Origin of the sequence: Xenorhabdus doucetiae (assembly GCF_000968195.1) — a bacterium.
GTDB lineage: Bacteria > Pseudomonadota > Gammaproteobacteria > Enterobacterales > Enterobacteriaceae > Xenorhabdus > Xenorhabdus doucetiae.
The window spans coordinates 1,262,577-1,287,280 of record NZ_FO704550.1; the positions used below are offsets into that span (position 1 = coordinate 1,262,577).

The window sequence follows — 24,704 nt, forward strand, 5'->3', positions numbered from 1 at the left end:
GTATTACTCAATTAGCATCTTTTTTGGTAGACCTAAGTAAAATATGATCCAGAATTTGACGAACGATCGTGCCGACAGGCGGTCCAGATCCCCCATTTTCAAGGATGATGGAAACGGCAACCGTTGGATTGTCATAGGGTGCAAAGGCAATCATCAACTTGTGATCACGCAGATGTTCAGCCAGTTTGCTGGCATTGTAGGTTTCATAACTGAAAACCTGAGCCGTCCCTGATTTAACAGCCGCTTTATAGGGCGTACCGGCAAAGGATCGGCGGGCTGTGCCATTTGGGGCATTGGCAACACCATACATGCCATCTTTGGCGATTTCCCAATAGCCAGAATGAATATCCCCAATAGGCTCTTGGACTGGGGGCTGGTAAGGTTGCATTTCGCCATTGACGCGAGTATTCATCAGGAAATGCGGTGTTTTCACTTCACCATCATTAATCAAGATCATCAGGGCCTTAACCATCTGCATAGGCGTTGCCGTCCAGTATCCCTGGCCGATACCTACGGAAATCGTATCGCCTTGATACCACGGCTTTTTATAGCGTTTGAGTTTCCATTCACGGTTAGGCATATTGCCGGGATTTTCTTCTTTCAAATCAATGCCCGTAAATTCGCCATAGCCAAATTTTGTCATCCATTCAGACAGTCTATCGATACCCATATCATAGGCGAGTTGATAGAAAAAAGTATCCGCTGATTCGACAATGGCTTTATGGACATTCAGCTTGCCATGCCCCCAGCGTTTCCAGTCACGGTAACGTTTGTCTGAGCCTGGCAGTTGCCACCAACCGGGATTATTGGTCGTGGTGTTCTTGGTAATCACATCACTGCTGAGGGCGGCAACGGCAATAAACGGTTTTACCGTTGATGCGGGTGGGTAAGCCCCTTGTGTGGCCCGGTTAATTAAGGGGCGATTGGGGTCATTGAGCAGGGATTTGTAGTCCTTGCTCGAAATGCCATCGACAAACAGATTCGGATCGTAGCTGGGGTTGGACACCATCGCTAACACTTCCCCGGTACGGGGATCGGTAACCACGACACCAGCACGGCTGGTTGTCAGTATCTCTTCAATATAGGTTTGCAGTTCTAAATCGATTGACAGGTAAATATCTTTGCCAGCCTGTGGCGGCTGTTCATGCAGTTGGCGGATCACTTTCCCCCGATTGTTGACTTCGACTTCTTCATAACCGGGTTTGCCATGCAAGATGGATTCATAATAACGTTCAATGCCCAGTTTCCCGATATCATGGGTAGCGGAGTAGTCTGGCAGAATACCTTCTTTTTCCAGCCGTTCGACATCCTTATCGTTGATTTTGGCAACATAGCCGATCACATGGGTGAGGGCGGAGCCATAAGGATAATAACGACGTTGGTAGCCCTTGATTTCCAGCCCGGTAAAACGATATTGATTGACGGAGAACCGGGCAACCTGAACTGAGTTCAATGATGTTTTCAGGGGAATGGCAGTAAAACGACGTGCACGTTGACGCTCTTTTTGGAAGGTCTCGATATCTTCATCGGTAAGCCCAACGACAGAGCGCAGCTCATTGAGTGTCTTATCAAGATCAGCGACTTTTTGTGGCACGATTTCTAGCTGATAAATGGTTCGGTTAGTTGCCAGCGGTGTGCCATTACGGTCATAAATAATGCCCCTGCTTGGCGCGATGGGAACGAGCTTAATCCGATTGCCATTCGAGCGGGTTTGGTAATCTTCATGGCGTGTAATCTGGAGATGATAGAGATTGGCAATCAGGATGCCCGTTAAAATGATAACGCCGACAAACGCCACGAGTGCGCGGCGTATGAATAAGGCCGATTCAGCCGAGTGATCGCGAAAAGGGGTTCGTTGATTCTTCATCCCATTGCCAGAATTCACGGTGTTAGATTACCCAATTTATTCCCGATGATAAGGGTGGTTAGTCGTGATGCTCCACGCTCGATAAAGGCTTTCCGCAACCAGAACCCGTACAAGAGGATGTGGCAGGGTTAAGGGAGAAAGTGACCAGCTTTGTTCCGCGGCGGCTTTGCAGGCTGGCGCCAAACCTTCAGGGCCACCAATCAACAGACTGACATTTCTGCCATCCAGCTTCCAGCGTTCAAGCTGCTGTGCTAATTGTGGGGTATCCCAGCGAGCGCCTGGAATATCCAGTGTCACAATACGGTTGCCTTTACCAACAGCGGCCAGCATCTGTTCGCCTTCTTTTTCCAGAATGCGCTTGATATCCGCATTTTTGCCCCGTTTTCCCGCGGGGATTTCAATCAGCTCAAAAGGCATATCCTTGGGAAAACGATGCAAATAATCCATGAAGCCGGTCTGTACCCAGTCCGGCATTTTTGTTCCTACAGCGACCAGTTGTAACTTCAAACTCAGCTCCAGAGTTTTTCCAATTCGTACATACGGCGGCTGTCTTCCTGCATCACATGGACCATGATTTCGCCAAGATCGACGACTATCCAGTCTGAAATGCCTTGTCCTTCAACACCTAACGGCATGATGCCAGCTTCGCGGCAGTCATCCACCAGATTATCAGCCACAGACATCAGGTGGCGGTTTGATGTTCCGGTGCAGATGATCATACAGTCAGTAATGCTGGATTTTCCGCGAACATCTATAGAAACAATATCTTGTGCTTTGGAATCTTCAAGCTTATCAATAACAAATTGTTGTAGTTCTGTGCCTTGCAAAAGGATCACCTTTATTTCATCAAATTGGTTAAGTAACGCAGAATAATAGCATGCCAATCTCTATAAAAGTAAGCGAGTTAGCTGCAAGTCACCGCATAGTCTTGTTATTTCTTATATAGCCCCTGTGCATCGATATAATTTTGTATCGATGGAGGAAGCAAATCATCACAGCTTATCCCTTGCTGATGACGTTGGCGAATATCCGTTGCTGAAATGTTTAATAACGGAGTGGTGGCCGGGTAAATATAACCGTGTGGTTTTTGGCTTAATGGGAGTGGAGAACTTATTTGGTGCTTTTCAAGCCATGATTGCATGCCCGGAGCCGAAAGTTGGCTTTGATAACCGGGGCGGGAGCAGACCAACAGATGACAAATATCGAGCAGTTCTTCCCACTTATACCAGGTATGGAGAGTTTGTAATGAGTCTTGCCCAATAATGAATGCCAGTGGGTGTTGTTCACCGATTTCCTGACGAAAGGATTTCAGCGTTTCTATGGTGTAAGAGGGCGATTGTCGTTCCAGCTCACGGGTGTCCACCGTAAACAGCGGGTTATCCCGCACGGCCAGACGAACCATTTCCAGCCGTTGTTGGGCCGTTGCTTCTGGTTGAGGGCGGTGTGGGGGAACGTGATTAGGTAATAAGATAACCTGTTTGAGTCCCACTAATTGAGCCAAGGCTTCCACAGGCCGCAAATGACCATAATGGATGGGATCGAACGTACCCCCGAATAGCGCCTGAATTACCGGAGAGGCCGTATTTGCTGAGTTAATATTTTGAGCGTCGGTCTTGATGGAATCAATAGAGTCAGGCATTCAGGAAGTTCTCTGGTAATGGTTTTCCGCATAACAACATAGAAAGCGTTTCCAGGTCAGCCCAAATGGATTGGCTATAATCCTGTTTGACACGCAGTTCCATCTGGGTCAACAAATGGATGGCAGATTGCAGTTCTCGTTGTGACAGACGCTGTAATGCGGTTGACAGCAATGCCCGGCGATTTTGCCAAACCTTGTGTTGATCAAACAAAGCCTTCAACGGAGTAGTGGTATATTGACGTTTAAGTACCAGAAGTAGCATGAGCTCCCGCTGTACAGTACGCAGCAAAATAACCGCCTCAGTATCTTCTTGCCGAAGTTGTTTCAATATATGCCATGCCCGTTTTATTTTTCCGGCCAGCAAAGCATCAACCCAATGATAGGGGGAAAAGTGAGCCGCATCACTGACGGCTTCTTCTACACGAGGAAGTGTCAATCGATTATCAGGATAGAGCAGGGAAAGACGTTCCAGAGCCTGAGCCAGTGCCAATAAGTTTCCTTCATAGCAATAGCACAGTAGCTGATTGGCTTCATTTTCCAGTAAGAGCCCCTTGTTTTTGGCGCGTTGTGCCACCCATTGTGGCAGGCGATTCTGCTCAGGTGTCAGGCAACTGACGTATACGCCATTTTGCCCAATCGCCTTGAACCACGGGCTGTTTTCTTGCGCCTTGGTGAGCTTGTGTCCACGCAATATCAGCAAGATATCAGCATGCAGCAGCCCCGACAGTTTGGTCAGCCGTTCTGCCATTGCGGCATTAGGACCATTTTCCGGCAGCAGCAGGTTAAGGGACTGACGGTTGGCAAACAGGCTAAGTGACTGACAGAGACTGAAAATTTCATCCCAATCGGTATGGTTATCCAATGCGAAGGTGAAATGCTCCATAAATCCATGCTGTTCAGCCACTTTGCGGATGTTGTCCTGACTTTCCTGCAAGAGTAAGGGTTCGTTGCCCCACAACAGGTAGCTGCCTCGCAGCCCTTCATTGAGCTGCGAGAAAAGTTGTTCAGGATAAAGTCGGATCATGGTTTCTGTGTAGCCACCGCTTTCTGTTTTTCTTCGGCTTTCAGCAGCTCAGCACTATGAACGGTCAATAATTGGCGCATTAGCTGACGGGCAGCCTGTTCGCGCATTTCCTGTTGAACCAGTTCATTTTCTGCATCTTTTGCCAGCGCTTCCAACGGGTTATCGAAGAAAGAACGATCAACCTTTGCCCGCAATGGATAGATGCTGCCATCCGGCATCAGAACCTGAGCATCAACACTCAGTACCAACAGACGTTCTGCCGATTTGCCATCCTGAAAGACAGAAACTGTCTCTTTATTTTCATTAGAGCCAACCAGTTTCAGGATAGGTAGTGAAGCATCGCCATTTTCAATAATTTTGACATCATTAAGACGAAGTTGCTGACGCACTGCTCGTGCCAGAGGCCCGTAAGGGTCACCAGAACTTAATTGCAATGTTTGAAGCTCTTTTGGTACTTGTGTTGTGCCCCGAAGATGAAAACCACAGCCAGCGGTGACCAGCACCGCCAACCCGAGCAACAACGTGAAAATATGATGCCGTAGATGATTACCTACACCATTTCTTACCACACGTTTTACCACAAATAGAATCTCCTGTTATCAGCCTACAATTATCAACCTACAACCAGATTCAGTAATTTACCTGGAACATAGATGACTTTGCGGATACTGACGTCTTCAAGATATTTCTTCACACTGTGTTCTTGTGTCGCCATCTCTTGGACGTGCTCTTTTGCTGCATCTGCGGGTACAGTAATGCGACCACGCACCTTACCATTAATTTGAATAATGACCAGCTTAGTATCGTCTACCATGGCCTGCTCATCAGCTTGTGGCCATGCCGCCGTGTCAATATCGCCCTCATTGCCAAGCGCTCTCCACATCACAAAGCAAGCGTGTGGCGTGATAGGTGAAAGCATACGGACAACCGCAATGAGTGCTTCCTGCATCAGAGCGCGATCTTGCTCTGTTTCCTGTGGCGCACGCGTCAGTTTATTCATCAGCTCCATGATGGCGGCAACGGCGGTATTGAACGCTTGACGGCGACCAATATCATCAGTGACTTTCGCGATGGTTTTGTGCAAGTCACGGCGCAGATCTTTCTGTTCTGTCGTCAGGTTATTAACATCCAGTGGCTGAGTTGCCCCTTTGTTGCTGTGTTCGTAAACCAGACGCCAAACACGTTTCAGGAAGCGGTTAGCCCCTTCCACGCCAGATTCTTGCCATTCCAGCGTTAGCTCTGGTGGTGCCGCGAACATCATGAACAGACGGACGGTATCCGCGCCGTATTTATCGACCATCGTTTGGGGATCGATGCCGTTGTTCTTGGATTTCGACATCTTGCTCATGCCGGTATAAACCAGTTCATGGCCATCTTTATCCGTTGCTTTCACAAAGCGGCCTTTCTCATCACGCTCAACAATGGCATCAGCCGGAGATACCCAGACTTTCTCGCCGCTGTTACCTGTGTAGTAGAAGGCTTCAGCCAGAACCATGCCTTGGCACAGCAGGCGCTTAGCGGGTTCATCCGAGTTGACCAGACCAGTATCGCGCATCAATTTATGGAAGAAACGGAAATACATCAGGTGCATGATGGCGTGTTCAATACCACCAATGTATTGATCCACGGGCAACCAATAGTTAGCCGCCGCCGGGTCCAGCATACCTTTATCATAATCTGGGCAGGTATAGCGCGCGTAATACCATGAGGATTCCATGAAAGTATCAAAGGTATCGGTTTCAAGCAGCGCCGGTTGGCCGTTGATGGTAGTTTTTGCCCATTCAGGATCAGCCTTGATTGGGCTGGTGATCCCATCCATCACAACATCTTCCGGCAAAATGACCGGTAATTGATCGGCTGGAACAGGAACCACCGTGCCATCTTCCCGTGTTGCCATGGGAATTGGGGCGCCCCAATAACGTTGGCGGGAAACACCCCAGTCACGCAGGCGGTAATTCACTTTACGTTGGCCGACACCCATGGCAACCAGTTTGTCAGCGATAGCATTGAAGCCTGCTTCATGGTTCAGGCCGCTGAATTCACCGGAATTGACCAGTGCATTTTTATCTGTAGCCGCCGCGTCCTGAAGGTTTGGTACATTACCCTCGTTGTCAAGGATAACGGCTTTCATTGGCAGGTTGTACTTGGTGGCAAATTCCCAATCGCGCTGATCGTGTGCCGGAACCGCCATCACTGCGCCTGTGCCGTACTCCATCAGGACAAAGTTGGCAGCCCAGATAGCGATCTTTTCGTTGGTCAATGGGTGGATGGCGAACAGGCCTGTTGGTACACCTTTCTTCTCCATGGTTGCCATATCCGCTTCGGCAACTTTGGTATTACGGCATTCGTTAATGAATGCTGCCAGTTCAGGGTTATTTTCCGCCGCGTGTTTGGCCAGAGGATGACCCGCCGCGACGGCGACATAGGTGGCGCCCATGAAAGTATCCGGGCGAGTGGTATAAACGGTCAGTTTTTCTTGGCTGTCGGCCACATTGAAGGTGATTTCGACACCTTCAGAACGGCCAATCCAGTTGCGCTGCATGGTTTTGACCTGTTCAGGCCAATCTTCCAGTTTATCCAGATCATTAAGCAACTCTTCTGCGTAATCGGTGATCTTGATAAACCATTGTGGGATCTCTTTACGCTCAACCTGAGAATCACAACGCCAGCAGCAGCCATCAATAACCTGCTCATTGGCGAGAACCGTCAGGTCATGTGGGCACCAGTTAACGGCGGACGTTTTTTTGTATACCAGGCCCTTTTCGTACAATTGAGTGAAGAACCACTGTTCCCAGCGATAGTATTCCGGCGTACAGGTCGTCACTTCACGATCCCAGTCATAGCCAAAACCCAGCATTTTTAACTGGTTTTTCATGTACTCAATGTTGGAATAAGTCCACGGGGCTGGCGCGGTATTATTCTTGACCGCCGCGCCTTCTGCCGGCAGACCAAATGCATCCCAACCGATAGGTTGCAGTACGTTTTTGCCCAGCATGCGCTGGTAACGGGAAATCACATCACCAATGGTGTAATTACGGACATGGCCCATATGTAGTCGGCCAGAAGGATAAGGTAGCATAGACAAGCAGTAGTATTTTTCTTTGCTGTTGTCTTCTGTCACTTTGAACGTTTGCTTCTCTTGCCAATGAAGCTGGACTTGTTGTTCTATGTCTTCTGGACGATATTGTTCTTGCATGGCACCGATAATCCTATGGTGAGTAATAAAGCCACGCCATTAGCGCGTTTGGTTGGTTTATGAAATCTAAGGTTCCATAGCATAGCTGATAAGGGATAGGGGCAACAACTCTTGTTAAAGGCGGAATGCGGAAAATGACTTATTTTTAGGGAAAATTTAAGGTCGGCGGTCGTTTTTCCATCCGCCGACGAAGAACCATCAGTGCAGAATTTTCGCCAGAAAATCGCGGGCGCGCTCTGATTTTGGGTTGGCAAAGAAATCGTCTTTCTGACTGTCTTCGACAATTTTGCCTTCATCCATGAAAATAACGCGGTGCGCCACCTTCCTGGCAAATCCCATCTCGTGGGTGACCACCATCATGGTCATGCCTTCGTTCGCCAATTCCACCATCACATCCAGCACTTCATTAATCATTTCAGGATCAAGTGCAGACGTCGGCTCATCAAACAGCATCGCAATCGGGTCCATGCAGAGTGCACGGGCAATGGCAACACGTTGTTGCTGACCGCCGGAGAGTTGTGCCGGGAATTTATCCGCATGGCTGGCTAACCCAACTCGCTCCAGCAGTTTTAATCCCTTTTCAGTCGCTGCTTTCTTATCACGCTTCAACACCTTGACCTGAGCCAGAGTCAGATTCTCAATGATGGATAGGTGAGGGAAAAGTTCAAAGTGCTGAAACACCATCCCGACTTTGGAACGCAATTGGGCCAGATTGGTATTCTTGTCATTGACTTTGGTGTCGTTTACGCGAATTTCACCTTGCTGGACAGGTTCAAGGCCATTGACCGTTTTTATCAGTGTGGATTTACCGGAACCCGAAGGCCCGCAGACCACAACGACCTCGCCTTTTTTGACTTCCGTCGAGCAGTCAGTCAGAACCTGAAATTGGCCATACCACTTGGATACATTTTTCAGGGAAATCATCAAACAGTCCTTTTCTTCAAATAGTTAACCAGCATAGAAGCAGAAAAACTAATCACAAAATAAACAAAGCCAGCAAACAGCACCATTTCAACCTGAGTGCCGTCACGCTCACCAATATTCGTCGCGGTACGGAAAAAATCCGCCAGACTGAGTACATAGACCAGAGACGTATCTTGGAATAATACAATGCCTTGTGTCAGCAGCAAGGGGATCATGGCCCGAAATGCCTGTGGCAGTATCACCAGCCGCATGCTTTGCATAGGGGTCATACCCAGCGCCAGCGCAGCAGAGGATTGCCCGCGAGAAATGCTCTGGATACCTGCCCGAATGATTTCGGCATAGTAAGCGGCTTCAAAGAGCGAGAACGCTACCATTGCAGAAATTAAACGGATATCAGTTTTTGGTGATATGCCTAGAATATTTTGTAATAAGTTAGGCACAATCAGGTAAAACCACAGTAATACCATCACCAGAGGCACTGAGCGGAACAAGTTAACATACAGGGCGGCAAACCAGCTCACTGCCTTGATGGATGAGAGGCGCATCACCGCCAGCAGGGTTCCCCAGATAATGCCGATGATAATGGCTATCACGGTAATTTTTGCTGTTATCATCAACCCGTTCAGAAGAAAAGGTAGACTCGGTATAATCGAACTCCAGTCAAACTGATACATTTCTTTATCGCCCTCCCATATTGCCCGGTAAACGAACTTTTTTCTCCAGTATGCTCATGGCAAGCATAATCACGAGATTGATGCCGACATAAGCCAACGTGATTGCGGTGAATGATTCATAGGCATGTGCGGAATAATCCAGCAATTTATTGGCCTGAGCCGCCATGTCAACCAGCCCGATGGTGGAGGCAATGGCAGAGTTCTTGACCAAATTGAGCATTTCCGAGGTCATCGGGGGAATGATCACGCGGTAAGCATTGGGCAGCAGAACGTAACGGTAGGTTTGTGGCAGGGTTAAGCCCATTGCCAGCCCGGCGGATTTTTGCCCTCTTGGCAGTGACTGAATTGCTGCGCGAACTTGTTCACATACACGGGCAGCGGTAAATAATCCTAAGCAAATGACAGAGGAAATAAAAAATTGGATATTGGGGTCCAGATCCATTTTGAACCAATCGCTTAGGTTTTTGGGCAGGAATTCGGGAACCACCAGATACCAGGTAAAAAATTGGACAATGAGAGGCACGTTGCGAAATAACTCAACATAACAGGTCCCAAGCCCGGACAAGAATTTATTCGGGACGGTACGGAGGATACCAAACAATGAACCGACAACGAGTGCAATGATCCAAGCGCAGATGGAAAGTGCAACCGTGACTTGAAAACCAGAAATAAGCCACCCCAGATAGGTGGTATTACCAAAAGGGGCAGCTTGTAAAAAGATATCCCAATTCCAATTAACGGACATAATCGAACTCCCTGATATGGGGTTAGCTGTCATTCATCGAATTTAAATATGAAAAAAATGAGGTAGGGAACGACTACCTCATACCCGCCTTGCCAATAAAATCAGAATTTTTAGTTCTTAAATTAATTCAATGCCTTATCGTTTGGAGCTTTAAACAGTGCTCTCATTTCATCTGACATGGAGAAGTTTAAGTTCAGGTTTTTAGGTGGAATAGGTTCCTTGAACCAGTGATCAAACATTTTTTCTGCTTCGCCGGAGGTTTGCACTTTGACAATCACGTCATCAATCAATGTCTTGAATTGAGGATCATTTTTGCGCAACATACAGCCGTAGGCTTCTTCCGATTGTGGTTTGCCAACGATGGTCCATTGATCAGGTTTTTTCGCTTTCGCGCGTTCACCGGCAAGTAAGGCATCATCCATCATAAAGGCGACAGCCCGGCCTGATTCCAGCGTGCGGAATGAATCACCATGATCTTTGGCACTGATAATACGCATTTTCATTTGCTTCTCATCATTGAGCTTATTCAACAAGATTTCAGAGGTTGTGCCGGAAGTCACAACGACGTTTTTTCCTGCCAGATCATCAAACCCCTTGACGCCTGAATCTTTTTTGGTCAGCAGGCGAGTACCGACGGCAAAGATGGTATTGGAGAACGCGGCTTGTTTCTGTCGTTCAAGGTTGTTGGTGGTAGAACCACATTCAAAATCGAAAGTGCCATTTTGCAGCAGGGGAATACGGTTCTGGGAGGTAATCGGGATCAGTTTGACTTGCAGATTAGGCATGTCCAGTTTTTTCTTAACGGCCTCAACGATCAGGTTGGAATAATCCTGGGAATAACCCACGACATTTTGCTGATTGTCGTAGTAGGAGAATGGAACAGAAGATTCTCTGTGCCCGACAACAATCACGCCATTCTCTTTAATTTTTTTCAGTGTCCCCGTCAATTCCTGTGCATGGGCAGCGCCCACCGCACTGAGTAACATCATGGTTAACATCAACTTACGCATATACAGCTCCTTTATCTTTATGTGGTTATTTTTGTGAAGTTGGTTTTTTTACAGACAATTGTGTTTCTACATGAATAAATAAGGCTGTCTATAGAAACGATTTTCTGAGTTGTTTTGTTTATGTGCCGTAAAAAAATAATTCATAATGTTACTTTTTTGAAACCATAATGTTTCTGTTTCGCGACTCACATCGCACTATAAATAAACAATTTCATTTATGTGTGGTTAAAAAGCGAATAATATTGAATGTTGTTCACACTTTGCGTTATTTGAAGCAATCTTCTGTTTGTGTGGGGTATTTGTGGTGAGATATGTGATGAATTTCAGTTATCTTAGTGATGAGAGCGATGATTAACTAAAACCAGGGCATAAGTAATATGCCCTGACTTTTGTTAACGTTTCATTAAAAATGAGAGGAAATTAATTTTTGCGGCGGTTTTTCATCAAAGCAACGATGAAAAATAGCGCACTTGCTCCCCATATCGGCCAGTTTCCAAAACGAAAATAGGGGGTTAATCCTGTCGCGGGTGTGACTTTGGCTTCCAATACCTGTCGGGTAAATGATTTTCTCGCCGGCTCTCCCGGAGAATGGGAAAAAGCTGCCAAAACCGGGAAAACTGATGGCAGAGTGAGTATTGATGGGGGCTATGTCAGAAATCAGGACGATAAAAAACAGCATTTCGAAGTTACCGCCGGAAAATCTTTCTCAGCTGATGTCCCTGTTAAATGCTAAACATTTCGGGTTTGTGCAGTGTCTGGAAACTCACCCCAGAAGAAAACTTCATGCGCAGTTATCTTCACAGGGGATGCAGGCCAATCAACAAATTACCTTCTTATCTGATGGAGCCGATAATCTTAGGGAACTGCAATTGAACCTATACCCTGAATCCCTGCACGTCCTCGACTGGTTTCATATTACAAGCGGCTGACCGTATTAAAACAATATGCCAAAGGGATATCAAAAAACGCGCCTGAACTTGGTATGGAATTATCCGACTATTTAAACAGCATAAAATGGTCTATCTGGCATGGAAATATCGATAATGCATTGGAATATCTGGATGATTGTGTCCTGATATGTGATAACGATACATTGCATTATGAAAATCATAAACCATTGTTAAAACATATAGATGAAATGTACTGGTATGGAGAAAACCGATTTCCTCTTCATTTGTTGAATCGACAATCAATGAAGTTATTGCTAAGCGCATGGTGAAGAAACAGCAAATGCAATAGAGTCAACAGGGGGTACATTATTTACTCCAGACACGAACAGCGGTACTCGATAATGATTTAAAAACTCGATTTGAGCATTGGTATCTGAGGATCAAATTAAACGAAGATACGGATCGCTATTTGGCAGAGGCTGTTGTTGCATGAGTATTTTTATGTTTTCTTATCTTTTTCTTCTGAAAATCACGTTGGGAAAGCTATTATTCGCCATGTCGGCAGGAGTGGAAGACTTTACCCTTGCATAAGAATGAAAAGCTTTGAAAAAGCATTGCTGGCAAATGGTGATACTGGAATTTATATTGACATCCTGATTCTTGGGAATAAAGACAGAAGAGAAATTATATTGTGTAGTCCCAATGTTCAAGATTTTCCGGCACTTATCACACTGCCAGACAGTAGTAATCATTAGGATATCTCCATTACGGTAGGTAGATTTAGGCCAAATAAACTGAAAACTATGCCCTGATGGGCGTTAATCACGCTAAGGTTTCTGTTTCTAAATTGGTGTCCTTGTCGGGTTTCCTATCATTGTACAACTAGTGAATTGTCTCCTTGATAACACCCTTTGCATCGATTGATTACATATAGGACACCTCACCAATTATTCTTTCCTGAATAACCCATAAATGCTATTTATAAGAATATTTTTATGATAATTATCTTTTCCAAGTCTAAGACACGGTTTGCTTTTTCCCCAATAGATTATTAAATATGTGTGCTAGTTCCTCTGACTACATTTTTTGATTGAATTTTTGTTGGATTCAGTGCTTTTTTAATTTCACTGATTGCTAAATTAGGATTACAATTACCACAAGTAAAAATATCAATAAATGCTGCGGAATGACTGGGGTAAGTGTGAATTGATGCATGTGATTCGGCTAGCAAAAACAATACTGTCACCCCCTCTGGGTTAAATTTATGTGATGTTTCATTTATAATTGTAGCTCCCGTTGTTTGTATAGCTGATCGCATGATCCTAGTAAGAATATTCTGGTCGTTGAGGAGAATAAAGTTAACACCATAAAACTCCGCTAATACGTGTTTTCCATTAAAAGAATAACCAGAGACATCCATTTTATTAAATGAAATCATTTATATTTCCTTAGTGAAATTACATACTCTGTTAGCCATTGGGTTACATACTATCTTTATCAATCCTATTAGCCTAAGCCAAATTATTGTAATAAATCTATGTCTTGGATTCGCATATTAAGCGCAACACCGTAATGAACGAAGTAAATGAGTTGGGGTTCCTGTAAATAACTCATTCGGTGTTTTATAATCTCGTGTCTTACGTGGTCGATTATTTAGTCGGTTTGCCACAAGGTTAACCTCCCGCTCTGATACCTTATTAAAATCGGTTCCTTTTGGGAAGTAATCTCTGATTAATCCATTTATGTTCTCATTTATCCCTCTTTCCCAAGGGGAATACGGATGAGCAAAATAAATTTTTGTCTCTAAATTTTTACCGATCCGTTCGTGTTCGGCAAATTCGAGTCCGTTATCAAAGGTAATTGTTTTAACTTTATGTTTTATCATCGATAAATGTCTTGTCGCCGCTTTGGCAACACCTTCTGCTGTTTTATCTTCAAGTTTAATGATGATCGTAAATAACGATTTTCGTTCAACTAAAGTCAATAAGGCACTTTTACGATCTTTGCCAACGATAGTATCCCCTTCCCAATCCCCAATACGCTGCTTTTTATCAACAATTTTTGGGCGCTTATCAATACTGACTCTGTTTTTAATTTTTCCTCTGTGCTCATGGCTTCCATAGCGTTTACGATACGGTTTTTTCGCTATCCTAAGATGTTGCCATAAATCACCGCCATTTATTTTATCTTTATAAATCAATCGATAAATTGTTTCATGATGTAAAGAGATTTTCGCTTCCCGCTTGAGATAACCCACAACTTGTTCCGGACTTAAATCTTGCCAAATTAACTGTTTTATCCACTTTGTTATCTCTGGCGTGATTTTTACGGCTTTTACCTTAGAATGACGGCGTTCTAATGCTTTACGCTGAGCTTGTTCAGGTTCATATTTCTCGGCTTCCCGGTTTCGTCTCAATTCCCGGCTAATTGTTGATGGGGCCCGATTAAGCGACGTTGCAATAAAACGTTGTGTAAAACCGGCTTCTTTTAAGCCGAAAATCTGGTATCTTTCTGTTTCGGTCAGTTGCGTATAGGCCATAGTGCATTTTCCTTTGGCGAGAAAGATGCCTACTATAGCAACTGACCGCCTTTCTTAGAAATTGCACTTACTATGCGAATCCAAGCATCAAATAAATTTATTATTATTTTATTAAATTAATGTTTCAATTGTGACGTTGATCATGAATCTTGTTAACATTTCATTGATAACGATAGAAAATATATACCCTGCAAACTTCAAGTTGAAGTTCGCAAAAGGTGAAGTTCGCAAGATGAAAGCGGCTGATTATCTCCCCGCGGCGCGGGGAGATAATAAATGCATATTGAAGTACGACGAGTATAGGAAATTAATTTTTGCGGCGGTTTTTCATCAAAGCAACGATGAAAAATAGCGCACTTGCTCCCCATATCGGCCAGTTTCCAAAACGAAAATAGGGGGTTAATCCTGTCGCGGGTGTGACTTTGGCTTCCAATACCTGTCGGGTAAATTGTGGTAATTCCGCTTGAACCGAACCATCTGGGTTGATGACTGCGGTAACACCATTATTTGTCCCTCTCAGCAGAGGGCGACCCAGTTCAAGGGAGCGCATCCGGGCCATTTGGAAATGTTGCCACGGGCCAATGGAATGCCCAAACCAGGCATCATTAGAAACGGTCAGCAGGAACTCGGTATCCGGCTTGAAGTTATTGCGTACCTGTTCACCCAAAATAATTTCATAGCAGATAGCCGCAGTAATATTGTGCCCGGCAACAGAAAGTTGAGGTTGGATATAATGACCCCGGCTAAAAGAAGACATCGGCAAATTGAACAAAGGAGCCAGTGGGCGCAATAGTGATGCTAAAGGCACAAATTCACCAAACGGCACGAGGTGATGTTTGTCGTAACGGGTTGGCGCCGGATATTGGTAAGGTGTCTTATCCCCCAGTACGATAATACTGTTATAGAATTGATAACCTTCCAATGTCGGCCGGGCATCGACAATGCCGGTGATCAGGCTGGTATTGTGCTCTCTCAGCACGCTATCCAGTTTGGTCAGGAAATCTTTTTGGCTATGTTCATAATCAGGGATCGCCGATTCCGGCCAGATGATGATTGGCGCTTTACCAATGAAAGGACGGCTGTTATCCAGATAAATATCCAACGTTTTTCCAAGAACAGCAGGGTCCCATTTTATGGCTTGGGGAATATTACCTTGCACCAAAGCAATTTCAGTGGCTTTTTCGGGTTGCAGGGTATACCACGGGTAGTGCCTCATTGGCCACGGTAACAGCAGCAGAATAATGGCGAAGATAGCCGCCGAAATTTTTTTCTGCGTAGCAGCAAGCACCAGCAGCCCACTGATTAGCATCAGTAAGAAAGTAATGCCTTCTACACCCAAAATAGGCGCAATGGCTTTCATGGGGCCATCAATCTGGCTATAACCAAATTGTAACCACGGAAATCCCGTTAATACCCAGCCACGCAAGAATTCTGTCAATTGCCACAGTGCCGGACTGGCTATCACCAGCCTGATGCCATTGGCAGCCGGAAAAAAACGGTTCAATAAGCCGGCAAATAGCGCAGGGTAAAGGGCAAGATAGGCAGACAGCAGGATCACCAAAAAGATATTGATGGCGGTTGGCATGCCACCAAAGTCAGCAATACTGACGTAAACCCAGTTTGCGCCACTGCCAAACAAGCCAAGACCCCAGCATAAACCAATAAAGCAGGCTTGGCGGGTGGTTCTGTCCAAAGAAAGGATTTGCAGGCCGAAAAGAGCAACCAGTGCCGCAGGCCAGAAATCAAAAGGTGAAAAAGCCAGTGTTCCACTGGCTCCGAAGAAAAGTGCCAGCACGGCACGTAACCGCTGGCAGCTCATTAATGAGGCTTTGTTCATCTAGATCCTATTATTGTTTGTCAAGGCTAGGAACGTCAGCATCATCCGGTATTTTTACATGAACCTGAATGATCTTACGACTATCAGACATGGTCACTTTGAAAAGATAGCCATCAATCGTGATAGATTCCCCACGTGAAGGCAGATGCCCAAATGCCTGCATGACTAGCCCACCAATGGTATCAACCTCTTCATCGCTGAAATGGGTGCCAAAAATGTCATTGAAATCCTCAATTTGAGTCAATGCCCGCACTGAATAGGAGTGGCGGCTTAAAGCACGAATATCGTTATCTTCGTCATCATCGTATTCGTCCTCTATTTCACCCACAATCAGTTCAAGAATATCCTCAATGGTGACCAGCCCTGAAACACCGCCAAATTCATCGATCACAATCGCCATATGGTAGCGTTGGGAACGGAATTCTTTCAGCAGACGGTCAACACGTTTACTTTCCGGCACGACAACAGCCTGACGAAGGACTTTATCAATGCTGAAAGGCTCTGCATTGGTACGCATGAAGGGTAGCAGATCTTTCGCCATTAATATGCCTTCGATGTGATCTTTGTCTTCGCTGATCACCGGAAAGCGTGAGTGGGCCGAGTCAATAATAACATCCAGACATTCGTCCAGAGATTGGTTGCGTTTTAAGGTAACGATCTGTGAGCGTGGGATCATAATGTCACGCACGCGTTGATCAGCAATATCCATCACACCTTCGAGCATCTCTCGGGTATCAGGATCGATAAGGTCGTTCTGCTCAGAATCACGGATCAGTTCAACCAAATCATCACGGTTTTTTGGTTCACCGTGAAAAAGCTGATTAAGCAGCGCAAAGAAGCCTTTCTTAGGGCCAGGGCTATCGTTACTTGAAGGATGGTCGTCGCTCATGGCGTTTTAATGAAAATTCCCCATTAATAAAATCGTAGACTAGTATGTTTAACATAAAAATATTGGCAAGGGTTATTCTTTTTCCACCAGATAGGGATCAGGATAACCCATTTTTTCAAGAATCTCTGTTTCTAAAGATTCCATTTCTTCCGCTTCATCGTCTTCGATATGATCATATCCCAGCAGATGAAGACTGCCGTGAACCACCATATGTGCCCAGTGTTCCTCGACGGTTTTTTGTTGCTCTTCTGCCTCTTTTTCAACAACTTGACGACAGATAATTAAATCACCGAGTAAGGGTAATTCAATTTCAGGTGGCACTTCAAAGGGGAAGGATAGCACATTGGTTGGTTTATCTTTCCCACGATAAGTGAGGTTTAAATCGTGGCTTTCTGCCTCATCGACCACCCGAATGGTCACTTCACTTTCTGCCTGAAATTGTGGCAGAACCCCCTCCAGCCAGCGTTGGAAAAGCGCTTCCTCTGGAAGCCCTGCGGGATTTTCACAGGCAATTTGTAAATCTAGTACCACTGAACTCATTGTGCTTCCTGTCTGCGTTTCTCATTAAGCGCTTTTTTGCGTTCCTGTTCTGCGGCTTCCCATGCTTCATAGGCAATAACCACTTTTGCCACCACCGGATGGCGAACAACGTCTTCACTATGCAAGAAGTTAAAACTCAGTTCATCAACATCAGATAACACTTCTATTGCATGACTCAGGCCTGATTTTTGCCCTCTTGGCAGGTCAATCTGGGTCACGTCACCAGTAATGACCGCTTTGGAATTAAAACCAATGCGGGTCAGGAACATTTTCATCTGTTCGATAGTGGTATTCTGGCTTTCGTCGAGAATAATAAAGGCATCATTGAGCGTCCGTCCACGCATATAAGCCAGTGGAGCGACTTCAATAACGTTTCTTTCGATCAGCTTCTCAACTTTTTCAAATCCCATCATCTCAAACAGGGCATCGTAAAGCGGACGCAGATAAGGGTCGACTTTCTGGCTTAGATCGCCGGGCAGAAAACCCAGTTTTTCGCCGGCTTCAACCGCCGGGCGGGTCAGCAGGATACGGCGGATTTCCTGACGTTCCAGCGCATCAACCGCCGCAGCGACCGCCAGATAAGTTTTCCCTGTGCCCGCCGGCCCAACTCCGAACGTGATATCGTGATCAAGGATGTTGGCAATATATCGCGCCTGATTGGGTGTACGGGGCTTTACCACACCCCGTTTAGTTTTGATATTAACGGCCTTGCCGTATTCAGGAACGCTTTCTGCGGCTTGTTCCAGTACCCGGCTTTCGGCAATGGCGAGATGCACTTGCTTAGGCTCAAGATCGGGTATTACGCCGCGCACAGGCGCAGTTTCGACATAGAGGTGGCGCAGTATTCCTGCTGCCGCACTCACACACAGTGGTTGACCTGACAGTTTGAAACGGTTGTCACGGTGGTTGATCTCAATGCCCAAACGATGCTCAAGTTGTTTCAGATTATCATCAAGGGGTCCACACAGGCTCATCAGACGTTGGTTGTCTGCGGGTTCCAGAAAGATTTCTTGGGTTGCTACTTGTGGGTTTATTTGTGTCACTGATTATCTCTATGTTAGGGCCTGTTAAGGCTGATAAACGCCAACGCCGAGCTCATCTTCCTTACGAGTACGAGCAATGACGGATTCAGGTGACTCATGGATGCGTAGATCCATTTCATCTTCAGTACGGATGACTTTACCACGCAGGGAATTGGCGTATACGTCAACAATTTCGACATCAACAAATTTGCCGATCATGTCAGGCGCTCCCTCAAAGTTAACCACGCGGTTATTTTCGGTACGGCCAGAGAGTTCCATGATATTTTTGCGTGATGGCCCTTCAACCAGAATACGTTGCGTGCTGCCAAGCATGGCGCGGCTGAAACTCATGGCTTGTTGGTTAATGCGTTGCTGGAGCAGGTATAAACGCTGTTTTTTCTCTTCTTCACTGACGTCATCGGGCAAATCGGCAGCGGGGGTGCCTGGGCGCGCTGAATAGACGAAGCTAAAACTCATGTCGAAGTTAACATCGGCAATCAGTTTCATGGTTTTTTCAAAATCATCCTGAGTTTCGCCCGGAAAACCAATGATGAAGTCAGAACTGATCAGGATGTCAGGACGCGCCTTGCGCAGCCGGCGAATGATGCCTTTATATTCCAGCGCAGTATGGGCACGTTTCATCAAGGTCAGTATGCGGTCAGAACCACTCTGGACGGGCAGGTGCAGGTAGCTGACCAGCTCAGGTGTATCTTCGTAGACGGCGATAATATCGTCAGTAAACTCAATAGGGTGGCTGGTGGTAAAGCGAATCCGGTCGATACCGTCAATGGCCGCCACCAGACGTAACAACTCGGCAAAGGAGCAGATCCCGCCATCAAACGTTGCACCCCGATAGGCATTCACATTTTGACCGAGCAGATTAACTTCACGTACACCTTGTGCAGCAAGTTGTGCAATCTCAAATAACACATCGTCACAAGGGCGGCTGACTTCTTCCCCACGGGTGTAAGGTACGACGCAGAAGGTACAGTACTTATTGCAGCCTTCCATGATGGAAACGAATGCGCTTGGGCCTTCGGCACGCGGTTCCGGCAGGCGGTCAAATTTTTCAATTTCAGGGAAACTGATGTCAACGACCGGGCTGCGAGTGCCTTTTACGTGATTAATCATTTCGGGCAGGCGGTGCAGGGTTTGCGGCCCAAAAATAATATCGACGCTGGGTGCGCGCTGGCGAATGAAATCGCCTTCCTGAGAAGCAACACAGCCACCCACGCCAATAATGATTTCAGGGTTTTTATCTTTCAGGCCTTTCCAGCGGCCAAGTTGGTGAAAGACTTTTTCCTGCGCCTTTTCACGGATTGAACAGGTATTCAGGAGTAAGATATCTGCTTCTTCGGCGATATCGGTTAACTGATAACCGTGCGTGGTTTCCAGCAAATCGGCCATCTTGGATGAATCATATTCATTCATCTGACAGCCCCAGGTTTTAATATACAGTTTTTTTATCGTCGACATTTTGTGTATCCGGTGTTTCCAGTGGAATGATGCTTCAACACTGAAAAGCGCATATATCGCACAATCTTGCATTGTACGTCATTGCACGTCGTGTATTTAGCATAATATTGTTGGCTATTGTAGTCATTTGAGACACCAGTGACCAGACTGTAACAGCGGATATTCACAGCTGGAAAAGGAAAATTCCGGTACACTATTTTAATCAATAAGTTAATGATGTGATGAATATGAATAATCCTCAACAAAAATTCGATATTGTGGTTGTTGGCGCAGGTATGATTGGCGCGGCGACAGCATTGGGATTGGCGCAGGAAGGTTGGCGTGTTGCATTGTTGGAGCACGCCAACCCCGCGCCTTACGATGCGGATAGTGAACCCGATGTTCGCATCTCTGCAATTAGCTGTGCTTCGGTGGATTTATTGAAGCAGTTGGGCGCATGGGAAAATGTCTTGCAAATGCGCAGCGCTCCTTATCGCAAGCTGGAAACTTGGGAGCAAAATGATTCGAACGTCATTTTCGATGCTGAAAGTTTGGGGTTGCCAGAGTTAGGCCACATGGTTGAAAATCGCATCTTACAACTGGCATTGTGGCAGGCGTTTGAGCGTTATCCCAATCTGACCTTGTTTTGTCCCGCAGCGCTGAAATCTATGCAGCGCCAGCATGAGAACAAAACCTGGCGGGTGGCATTGGCGGATGGCACGGAAATGGATACCCGGCTGATAATTGGTGCCGATGGTGCCCGTTCTCAAGTTCGTCAATTGGCCGGTATTGGCAGTAAAGGGTGGCAATATCGGCAGTCGTGTATGCTGATCACCGTCAAGACTGACCAGCCTCAACAAGATACAACATGGCAACAATTTTTCCCTTCTGGCCCCAAGGCTTTTCTGCCATTGTTTGATCAATGGGCTTCATTGGTTTGGTACGATTCTCCGGCGCGTATTCGCCAATTGCAGTCGATGACGATGGCACAACTTGAGCGGGAAATTTTTCAGGCATTTCCCACTCGCTTGGGTAAAGTCACCCCGATTGCCGCAGGTTCATTTCCACTGACCCGTCACCATGCCAGCCATTACGTACAAGCAGGATTGGTTTTGTTGGGCGATGCGGCTCATACCATCAATCCACTGGCAGGGCAGGGCGTGAATTTGGGCTATCGAGATGTGGATGTTTTACTCAAGGTGCTGACCAATGCTAAAGAATTATTGGAAGAGTGGGACGCTTTGCCCGTTTTGATCCGTTATCAACGCCGCAGGATGCCGGATAATTTGGTGATGCAGGCAGGCATGGATTTTTTCCATACCACATTCAGTCATGATTTACCGGGATTGAAAACGGTACGAAATCTGGCATTGATGGCCGCGCAGCGTTCCGGCGTCATGAAAAATCTTGCTTTGAAATATGCGTTGGGGTTGTGATAGAGATTGTCTTCTTATCAAACAGCAAGAATTGACTATTGTTTGTTCCAGTCTGGCGCCAAGGATGGCCGATATTACACATCTCTTGTATTTAATCCATTTGTTTGTATATACAAAATATTGTGAATTACGTATGCTTTCTTTAGTATATCTAGATGTTATACTAAGGATTGTTATGTGTTCTAGTATTGTTTTCTGCTGTGTAAAGTCATATTTTGTATATACAAAATTTAATTGACTATTTACATACTAAAAGAAGGCTGCTATTGGACATGAAGCTTCTTATTTCGTCTAAGATTAGGCAAAAATTATCGGACAAGACACCGCCGGTAAATGAAGAAGATATATTGCAATGTTTCTCTAATAGAGTTGGGAGATTCCTTGAGGACACAAGGGAAGATAACAGATCTAATCCTCCAACGAAATGGTTCATATCAGAGACAGATTATGGAATGACGCTAAAAGTAGTATTTATTTTTCATCCTGATAAAGGTATTGCAATCAGAACAGCGTATGTTCCTGATAGTGAAGAACTTCACATTTACAATAAATATAGTTTATGAATGGGAATTAAAAAAATGAGCAAGCAAAGTGATAAGCAAAAAAGTGACCTTATAGCTTCAACTGACGAAGCTTGGGATAGTCGCGAGCTTGGTTGCAGCGAAGCTCACGTCAAAGTATCTGAAGATATAACGGAAAAACTCATTAATGGAGAACTCGAGTTACAACCTATATCGATAAGACTGAATAAATCTTTAATTGAAGATTTAAAGCTGATTGCGGAGCTAAACGGTCTTGGTTATCAGCCACTCATCCGACAGGTGCTAACTCGTTTTGCTGACTGTGAAAAGAAACGGATTTTAAAAGAATTTCATAGCAAGGTAGTCTGCAAAAGTGAAAAGAATAAGTCGACGAAGAAAGGCAAGAAAAAAGATCAAGCTGCTTGATCCTAAATAACGCATATACCCAATAGATCTCAAGTTGCAGGATAACAGAGACAAATCTGATTAGGTGGTTTTGTTCTTGTGGAAATCAAGAGGCTAAGCACGACGAAATGGAAAACAAAAAAAACCACCTTTTGGTGGCCTTGTCACATCATGTAACTCATTGAAAATACTGGCTGGGGTACCAGGATTCGAACCTGGGAATGCCGGAATCAGAATCCGGTGCCTTACCGCTTGGCGATACCCCAACTGGATTTTTAAATGGTGGCTACGACGGGAATCGAACCTGTGACCCCAGCATTATGAGTGCTGTGCTCTAACCAGCTGAGCTACGTAGCCATTTACGATAATCGTAAGATTTGTGACAACGTTCAGTGATATGGCTGGGGTACCTGGATTCGAACCAGGGCTATGCCAGGATCAAAACCTGGTGCCTTACCGCTTGGCGATACCCCACCTGAAATAACACACTAAAACTTAAAATCGCTACTAAGACATATTCTAAGTATAACCCGATAAAGAAAATGGTGCGGGAGGCGAGACTTGAACTCGCACACCTTGCGGCGCCAGAACCTAAATCTGGTGCGTCTACCAATTTCGCCACTCCCGCAAAGATGGTGGCTACGACGGGAATCGAACCTGTGACCCCAGCATTATGAGTGCTGTGCTCTAACCAGCTGAGCTACGTAGCCATCTTTTCGCTTTGCCTTCATCGGCGGTGCGGGGCGCATTATGCGTATATCAGGCAGATGCGTCAACTGCTTTTTTAAAGAAATATGCACAAAATCGTTTGTTTGTTTGTCTTATAAGCGTTTTGTCGACAAAGCCAACGAAAACGATTGAAATTATCCTCCAAGAAGATGTTGCAACAGGACACCATTCAGCATTGCCCGTTTCGTGAGTGCGAATGCACCAATCGCTGAACAGTGATTTAGCTCAGAAACCACCACGGAGAGATCTTCGCGGAATGCTTTTAATACTTGGGTATTGATGCTGCTTTTAATCGTCGGCAGCAATATCTGCTCTGCTTCAGTGATTTCCCCTGCAATCACTACCTTTTGAGGATTAAACAGGTTAATCGCTATTGAAATGGCCTTGCCAAGGTAGTGCCCTACTTGCCTGATGACTTCTGTTGCCAGAGGATCTCCCGCATTGGCGGCAAGGCAAATTGCATGGATATTACAATTATTCAAGGCAAGCTGGCTTGGGAAACCTTGGCGTAATTGATGTTGTACTTTGGACTCTATTGCTGAATTGGAAGCGATGGTCTCCAGACAACCAAAATTACCGCAATGGCAGCGTTCACCTAAAGGATCGATCTGGATATGGCCGATTTCACCCAAATTGCCGCGTTTGTTGAGCAGAATATTGTTGCTAACGATAACACCGGCCCCTGTACCACGATGAATGCGCACGAGAATGGAATCCTCACAATCACGCGTTGCCCCGAAATAACTTTCTGCCAATGCCAGGCTGCGAATATCATGCCCAATAAAGCAGACGGTATTGAAATACGCTTTGAGGTGCTTAACCAGAGGCCAGTTATCGACCTTAATATGGGGCATATAGCGGATGATACCGTGGTCATGGTCAACCAGACCAGGAAGAATGACGGAAATGGCAATCAGTTCACGGATACGGCGCTGGTTTTTGTCAATGAAACTTTCAATGGCGTGAATAATTCGCTTTTCGACTTCCTGCTGTGTGTTTTCCCGTACAGGATAGAGAGCTTCCACCAACGTCTTGCCGCTCATATCGAACAGCGCCACAGTTGCATCATGGCGCCCAAGCCGGACGCCAATCGTATGGAAATGCCGTGTTTCGCTAATAATGGAGATGGCGCGCCTTCCACCAGTGGACGCCTGATGTTCGACCTCTTTTATCAGGCCCCGTTCCAACAACTGACGAGTAATTTTGGTTACGCTGGCAGGAGCAAGCTGGCTCTCTTCTGCGATCTGGATGCGTGATATTGGCCCATGCTGATCAATCAGCCGATAGACCACAGCACTATTGAGTTGTTTGACCAGGTCAATATTACCAATTTGCTTCTGCGCGTTTTCATTACTCATCAAT

Annotated in this window: 23 protein-coding genes, 5 tRNA genes and 1 pseudogene; 4 read left to right on the forward strand and 25 right to left on the reverse strand. The window is 45.7% G+C overall.

Features of this window, described 5'->3' with window-relative positions; all coding sequences use genetic code 11:
• Positions 1–7: 7 nt before the first annotated feature.
• The 12 genes from mrdA to XDD1_RS19605 form a co-directional block, all read right to left on the reverse strand.
• Positions 8–1,867, reverse strand: a complete 1,860-nt coding sequence (gene mrdA, locus XDD1_RS05895; RefSeq protein WP_045969526.1) for a peptidoglycan DD-transpeptidase MrdA — start codon at positions 1,865–1,867, stop codon at positions 8–10.
• A gap of 36 nt (positions 1,868–1,903) precedes the next feature.
• Positions 1,904–2,374 (reverse strand): 23S rRNA (pseudouridine(1915)-N(3))-methyltransferase RlmH, encoded by a 471-nt coding sequence (gene rlmH, locus XDD1_RS05900; protein WP_045969528.1) that lies wholly within the window; start codon positions 2,372–2,374, stop codon positions 1,904–1,906.
• A gap of 2 nt (positions 2,375–2,376) precedes the next feature.
• The gene (rsfS, locus tag XDD1_RS05905; RefSeq protein WP_084720958.1) at positions 2,377–2,703 is read right to left on the reverse strand and encodes a ribosome silencing factor; all 327 of its coding nucleotides are present in this window, start codon (positions 2,701–2,703) and stop codon (positions 2,377–2,379) included.
• Between the two features lie 95 nt (positions 2,704–2,798).
• The gene (gene nadD, locus XDD1_RS05910; protein WP_045969532.1) at positions 2,799–3,506 is read right to left on the reverse strand and encodes a nicotinate-nucleotide adenylyltransferase; all 708 of its coding nucleotides are present in this window, start codon (positions 3,504–3,506) and stop codon (positions 2,799–2,801) included.
• Complete coding sequence (holA, locus tag XDD1_RS05915; protein WP_045969534.1) at positions 3,499–4,530, reverse strand: DNA polymerase III subunit delta; 1,032 nt, start codon at positions 4,528–4,530, stop codon at positions 3,499–3,501. The genes nadD and holA overlap by 8 nt, the downstream gene beginning before the upstream one ends.
• On the reverse strand, positions 4,527–5,111 hold the full coding sequence (gene lptE / locus XDD1_RS05920; RefSeq protein WP_045969536.1) for an LPS assembly lipoprotein LptE: 585 nt from the start codon (positions 5,109–5,111) through the stop codon (positions 4,527–4,529). The genes holA and lptE overlap by 4 nt, the downstream gene beginning before the upstream one ends.
• A gap of 32 nt (positions 5,112–5,143) precedes the next feature.
• On the reverse strand, positions 5,144–7,726 hold the full coding sequence (leuS, locus tag XDD1_RS05925) for a leucine--tRNA ligase (RefSeq protein WP_045969538.1): 2,583 nt from the start codon (positions 7,724–7,726) through the stop codon (positions 5,144–5,146).
• Between the two features lie 198 nt (positions 7,727–7,924).
• The gene (locus XDD1_RS05930; RefSeq protein WP_045969540.1) at positions 7,925–8,650 is read right to left on the reverse strand and encodes an amino acid ABC transporter ATP-binding protein; all 726 of its coding nucleotides are present in this window, start codon (positions 8,648–8,650) and stop codon (positions 7,925–7,927) included.
• Positions 8,650–9,324 (reverse strand): glutamate/aspartate ABC transporter permease GltK, encoded by a 675-nt coding sequence (gltK, locus tag XDD1_RS05935; protein WP_045969542.1) that lies wholly within the window; start codon positions 9,322–9,324, stop codon positions 8,650–8,652. The genes XDD1_RS05930 and gltK overlap by 1 nt, the downstream gene beginning before the upstream one ends.
• Before the next feature lie 4 nt (positions 9,325–9,328).
• Positions 9,329–10,069, reverse strand: coding sequence for an amino acid ABC transporter permease (locus XDD1_RS05940; protein ID WP_045969544.1), 741 nt, complete (start codon positions 10,067–10,069; stop codon positions 9,329–9,331).
• Between the two features lie 122 nt (positions 10,070–10,191).
• The gene (locus XDD1_RS05945) at positions 10,192–11,079 is read right to left on the reverse strand and encodes an amino acid ABC transporter substrate-binding protein (RefSeq protein ID WP_148886162.1); all 888 of its coding nucleotides are present in this window, start codon (positions 11,077–11,079) and stop codon (positions 10,192–10,194) included.
• A 420-nt stretch (positions 11,080–11,499) separates the two neighbouring features.
• Entirely contained in the window at positions 11,500–11,685 is a 186-nt protein-coding gene (locus XDD1_RS19605) for a hypothetical protein (RefSeq protein WP_167541611.1), read from the reverse strand.
• Here XDD1_RS19605 and XDD1_RS19150 point away from each other — a divergent pair.
• Positions 11,642–12,462: pseudogene (locus tag XDD1_RS19150) on the forward strand (ISKra4 family transposase); the annotation flags it as partial. The gene XDD1_RS19605 and the pseudogene XDD1_RS19150 overlap by 44 nt on opposite strands.
• Complete coding sequence (locus tag XDD1_RS19610) at positions 12,455–12,724, forward strand: hypothetical protein (RefSeq protein WP_148886161.1); 270 nt, start codon at positions 12,455–12,457, stop codon at positions 12,722–12,724. The pseudogene XDD1_RS19150 and the gene XDD1_RS19610, both read left to right, overlap by 8 nt.
• Positions 12,725–13,020: 296 nt before the next feature.
• Here XDD1_RS19610 and speD read toward each other — a convergent pair whose 3' ends face one another.
• The 7 genes from speD to miaB form a co-directional block, all read right to left on the reverse strand.
• Entirely contained in the window at positions 13,021–13,407 is a 387-nt protein-coding gene (gene speD / locus XDD1_RS05960) for an adenosylmethionine decarboxylase (protein ID WP_045969550.1), read from the reverse strand.
• Positions 13,408–13,524: 117 nt separating this feature from the next.
• Positions 13,525–14,508 (reverse strand): IS30 family transposase, encoded by a 984-nt coding sequence (locus XDD1_RS05965; RefSeq protein ID WP_045968417.1) that lies wholly within the window; start codon positions 14,506–14,508, stop codon positions 13,525–13,527.
• A gap of 307 nt (positions 14,509–14,815) precedes the next feature.
• Complete coding sequence (lnt, locus tag XDD1_RS05975; RefSeq protein ID WP_045969554.1) at positions 14,816–16,345, reverse strand: apolipoprotein N-acyltransferase; 1,530 nt, start codon at positions 16,343–16,345, stop codon at positions 14,816–14,818.
• A 10-nt stretch (positions 16,346–16,355) separates the two neighbouring features.
• Positions 16,356–17,234: a CNNM family magnesium/cobalt transport protein CorC gene (gene corC / locus XDD1_RS05980; protein WP_045969556.1), complete on the reverse strand. Its 879-nt coding sequence runs from the start codon at positions 17,232–17,234 to the stop codon at positions 16,356–16,358.
• A 72-nt stretch (positions 17,235–17,306) separates the two neighbouring features.
• Positions 17,307–17,774: an rRNA maturation RNase YbeY gene (gene ybeY / locus XDD1_RS05985; protein WP_045969558.1), complete on the reverse strand. Its 468-nt coding sequence runs from the start codon at positions 17,772–17,774 to the stop codon at positions 17,307–17,309.
• The gene (locus XDD1_RS05990; protein ID WP_408068289.1) at positions 17,771–18,748 is read right to left on the reverse strand and encodes a PhoH family protein; all 978 of its coding nucleotides are present in this window, start codon (positions 18,746–18,748) and stop codon (positions 17,771–17,773) included. Before XDD1_RS05990 ends, ybeY begins: the two co-directional genes overlap by 4 nt.
• Before the next feature lie 93 nt (positions 18,749–18,841).
• Positions 18,842–20,272 (reverse strand): tRNA (N6-isopentenyl adenosine(37)-C2)-methylthiotransferase MiaB, encoded by a 1,431-nt coding sequence (gene miaB / locus XDD1_RS05995; RefSeq protein ID WP_045969563.1) that lies wholly within the window; start codon positions 20,270–20,272, stop codon positions 18,842–18,844.
• A 227-nt stretch (positions 20,273–20,499) separates the two neighbouring features.
• On the opposite strand from miaB, the gene ubiF reads away from it, so the two are divergent.
• Together ubiF and XDD1_RS06010 are read left to right on the forward strand one after the other, a co-directional pair.
• Positions 20,500–21,687, forward strand: coding sequence for a 3-demethoxyubiquinol 3-hydroxylase (gene ubiF, locus XDD1_RS06000; RefSeq protein WP_045969565.1), 1,188 nt, complete (start codon positions 20,500–20,502; stop codon positions 21,685–21,687).
• Between the two features lie 578 nt (positions 21,688–22,265).
• A complete protein-coding gene (locus XDD1_RS06010; protein ID WP_045973360.1) occupies positions 22,266–22,634 on the forward strand; it encodes a hypothetical protein in 369 nt (122 codons plus the stop codon).
• A gap of 170 nt (positions 22,635–22,804) precedes the next feature.
• On the opposite strand, the gene XDD1_RS06015 is transcribed toward XDD1_RS06010, so the two are convergent.
• From XDD1_RS06015 to nagC, 6 genes are all read right to left on the reverse strand, one after another.
• Positions 22,805–22,879, reverse strand: a tRNA-Gln gene (locus tag XDD1_RS06015).
• Between the two features lie 14 nt (positions 22,880–22,893).
• Positions 22,894–22,970, reverse strand: a tRNA-Met gene (locus tag XDD1_RS06020).
• Between the two features lie 41 nt (positions 22,971–23,011).
• Positions 23,012–23,087: transfer RNA gene (locus tag XDD1_RS06025), tRNA-Gln, on the reverse strand.
• 69 nt (positions 23,088–23,156) lie between these two features.
• Positions 23,157–23,241: transfer RNA gene (locus tag XDD1_RS06030), tRNA-Leu, on the reverse strand.
• A 5-nt stretch (positions 23,242–23,246) separates the two neighbouring features.
• A tRNA-Met gene (locus XDD1_RS06035) sits at positions 23,247–23,323 on the reverse strand.
• 153 nt (positions 23,324–23,476) lie between these two features.
• A complete protein-coding gene (nagC, locus tag XDD1_RS06040) occupies positions 23,477–24,700 on the reverse strand; it encodes a DNA-binding transcriptional regulator NagC (protein WP_045969568.1) in 1,224 nt (407 codons plus the stop codon).
• Positions 24,701–24,704: the final 4 nt, after the last annotated feature.

Coding starts and splice junctions, on each gene's coding strand:
- mrdA (WP_045969526.1), bottom strand. CDS start 1,867: ATGAAGAATCAACGAACCCCTTTTCGCGATCACTCGGCTGAATCGGCC.
- nadD (WP_045969532.1), bottom strand. CDS start 3,506: ATGCCTGACTCTATTGATTCCATCAAGACCGACGCTCAAAATATTAAC.
- holA (WP_045969534.1), bottom strand. CDS start 4,530: ATGATCCGACTTTATCCTGAACAACTTTTCTCGCAGCTCAATGAAGGG.
- leuS (WP_045969538.1), bottom strand. CDS start 7,726: ATGCAAGAACAATATCGTCCAGAAGACATAGAACAACAAGTCCAGCTT.
- XDD1_RS05930 (WP_045969540.1), bottom strand. CDS start 8,650: ATGATTTCCCTGAAAAATGTATCCAAGTGGTATGGCCAATTTCAGGTT.
- gltK (WP_045969542.1), bottom strand. CDS start 9,324: ATGTATCAGTTTGACTGGAGTTCGATTATACCGAGTCTACCTTTTCTT.
- XDD1_RS05940 (WP_045969544.1), bottom strand. CDS start 10,069: ATGTCCGTTAATTGGAATTGGGATATCTTTTTACAAGCTGCCCCTTTT.
- XDD1_RS05945 (WP_148886162.1), bottom strand. CDS start 11,079: ATGCGTAAGTTGATGTTAACCATGATGTTACTCAGTGCGGTGGGCGCT.
- speD (WP_045969550.1), bottom strand. CDS start 13,407: ATGATTTCATTTAATAAAATGGATGTCTCTGGTTATTCTTTTAATGGA.
- XDD1_RS05965 (WP_045968417.1), bottom strand. CDS start 14,508: ATGGCCTATACGCAACTGACCGAAACAGAAAGATACCAGATTTTCGGC.
- lnt (WP_045969554.1), bottom strand. CDS start 16,345: ATGAACAAAGCCTCATTAATGAGCTGCCAGCGGTTACGTGCCGTGCTG.
- corC (WP_045969556.1), bottom strand. CDS start 17,234: ATGAGCGACGACCATCCTTCAAGTAACGATAGCCCTGGCCCTAAGAAA.
- ybeY (WP_045969558.1), bottom strand. CDS start 17,774: ATGAGTTCAGTGGTACTAGATTTACAAATTGCCTGTGAAAATCCCGCA.
- XDD1_RS05990 (WP_408068289.1), bottom strand. CDS start 18,748: ATGAGCCTGTGTGGACCCCTTGATGATAATCTGAAACAACTTGAGCAT.
- miaB (WP_045969563.1), bottom strand. CDS start 20,272: ATGTCGACGATAAAAAAACTGTATATTAAAACCTGGGGCTGTCAGATG.
- ubiF (WP_045969565.1), top strand. CDS start 20,500: ATGAATAATCCTCAACAAAAATTCGATATTGTGGTTGTTGGCGCAGGT.
- XDD1_RS06010 (WP_045973360.1), top strand. CDS start 22,266: ATGAGCAAGCAAAGTGATAAGCAAAAAAGTGACCTTATAGCTTCAACT.
- nagC (WP_045969568.1), bottom strand. CDS start 24,700: ATGAGTAATGAAAACGCGCAGAAGCAAATTGGTAATATTGACCTGGTC.